The sequence below is a fragment of the Pseudomonas sp. P4_C3 genome (genome assembly GCF_056402075.1).
This window is the reverse complement of sequence record NZ_JBFUIC010000507.1, coordinates 1-2,155: the sequence shown is the minus strand read 5'-3', so window position 1 is coordinate 2,155 and position 2,155 is coordinate 1. Positions and strand designations below refer to the sequence as shown.

The following is a 2,155-nucleotide window of genomic DNA, read 5'->3' as shown; positions in this document are numbered from 1 at the left end:
AACGACAATCGTGCTCTTTGAACATCCTCCCCAAGCGCCGAAGCAAAAACAACATTAAGACAAACGAGCAAAATACAAGAGCCACAAATATGGAGCGCACACTATATTCAAAAAACGAAAGCAAGCTAATAGAAACAATCAAACCTAGTATATTTAGTGACGTTATTGTGAAAAGTGCTGGCACCCAAAAATCCCCCATGCTTCTTAATGTCATTCGAGTCACAATATAAGCATACTCGAAGACCAAAAATGGTATCGATATTAGAATATTACTCTCAATCAACCGCCTTACAACTTCATCAGACGTATAAAGAAGGGAAATACTTTCCTTTAAGAAAAAGCAAGCGAGCAAAAATGGGATCAACATAAAAAGCCCAAATACCATCCCTTGAAAGTATATTTGCTTCAGCAAGGAGTATTCTTTTAGCTGATAGTGGCGAGCCGTAATGATACCGGTAGCATTCCCCACTCCAATTGAAATCATGTATAAGATACTCAAAAAATGTAGAGATGCCTGATAGGCAGAAAGGCTTGCATCTCCTAGGTTTTTTGAAACAAATGAAAGAATAAAAAACAAAAGACTTTCACCGCCAAAGCAAAGTGCTAACGGAAGCGCTTTAAAAAAATAATTTGCATATGCGCTTCTCTCAACACTTTGCAAGTACCGAAACCGGAAAACATAGAGATGAATTGTTCTACTGAAAAAAAATAATGCTACTGCAGCAAAAAACCATCTCAGGGCAACATACGCGAGCAAGAAATAAATAACATTCGAATACACATCTAGCAGGACAAGAATAAACCCCATTACAACTAGCGCCAAATTGAACATCCAAGCATATAGAACCTAATACTTTGTTTTTTTAATAGCATTGAAAAAATTAAAAACAACAATCTGGACATAAATAGCAGGAATAGAAAATGAGAACACCAGCAGTACTTCTAACCCGAGATTGTTATCGTTCACAGAGGGAGAGCCTGAGACACTAACAACGTGAAGGAGCACTCCAAAAACAATGCCACTCCCAAACAAAATCGCAAATCTAAAGGAAACATTTAAATCAAGCGCAACAACATTAGCATTCAGATCCGTCGAACCTGCCACATTCACCATCAAAATTGAAAAAAAACCAATCCCGATAACCGTCAAAAAAGAAACCAATGCCCAAGCCAATGATGCCTGGCTCAGCGAATCAACTATAAAGTGCCCTATGAAAGAAAAATAAAAGAGAGATGCGACCATCTCGCCTAATCTGGAAACTATCAACGCAAAAGAAATTCTAGCAATTTCCATACATCCTCCCCTACGCAAGCACTACCGGATCTCACCAAGAATGTCTGAATATACGTCGTCCTCCCAATCGGCGGACAACTCCAAACCCAATGAAATTAAAAAAGCAGAGAGAATTTTTCCAAAGATAAAATGCAGAGATAAATTTCTTGCATCAAACGCAGCATAGCTGGACAAATTAATTGGCCTACCCTTATTTACGACATTAATCTTCTTGCGATCCAACACAATGGATGAACCGTCGCCCGCCTCAAAACACTTGATTAACTCCTGATCAAATTCATCATCATAAGAAGTCACAACCGCAATATAACCATTATCCTTCATAGCGCTTACTATTTTCTTAGTGGTGCCATGTTGCCCCGACATCGAAAAGCAATACTCAAAACGGTCAACATTAGCCCCCAACTCAGCAGGAGTTAAAACTTCAAACCCTTCTGTAGCTGCCATAAATAGGCGGGCTTTGTCGGTGTCAACAACAACAATATTTATGACACCTCTTTCCCTAAGCCCAAAGCAAAGCGAACGCCCAATTCTGCCGTAACCAACGACCAATGCAGGCTTATATTTTGACCAATCTGTAACGAAGGAAGGGAGATGCGCCAGCATTATGTTTGCCACCATTACGTTCTCTGCCATCTTGTAGGAATCGTATGCTACTGACTTAAAACACCGCCCCTTGTTAAAATAATCAGTATTTTGATACTTTTTATGGCCATTGGCGGTATCTTCTAGCACTAGTATTAATCGCTCACCCAGCAAGGCCGACATTTAATCGATATAGGGAGCAAAGTAACCACCAATATCAAATATTATTACTGGAAAATCAGACTTATCTACTAGAGTCAAAATTTCGCTGACGGT

General features: G+C 39.4%; 3 protein-coding genes. All 3 read right to left on the bottom strand.

What is annotated here, in order from left to right; all coding sequences use genetic code 11:
- A partial coding sequence (locus tag AC1DVH_RS29950; protein WP_477756839.1) for an MATE family efflux transporter occupies window positions 1-661 on the bottom strand: 661 nt, incomplete at its 3' end.
- 186 nt (window positions 662-847) lie between these two features.
- A complete protein-coding gene (locus AC1DVH_RS29945; protein WP_477756838.1) occupies window positions 848-1,294 on the bottom strand; it encodes a hypothetical protein in 447 nt (148 codons plus the stop codon).
- A gap of 21 nt (window positions 1,295-1,315) precedes the next feature.
- Complete coding sequence (locus tag AC1DVH_RS29940; protein ID WP_477756837.1) at window positions 1,316-2,062, bottom strand: NAD-binding protein; 747 nt, start codon at window positions 2,060-2,062, stop codon at window positions 1,316-1,318.
- Between the last annotated feature and the right edge of the window lie 93 nt (window positions 2,063-2,155).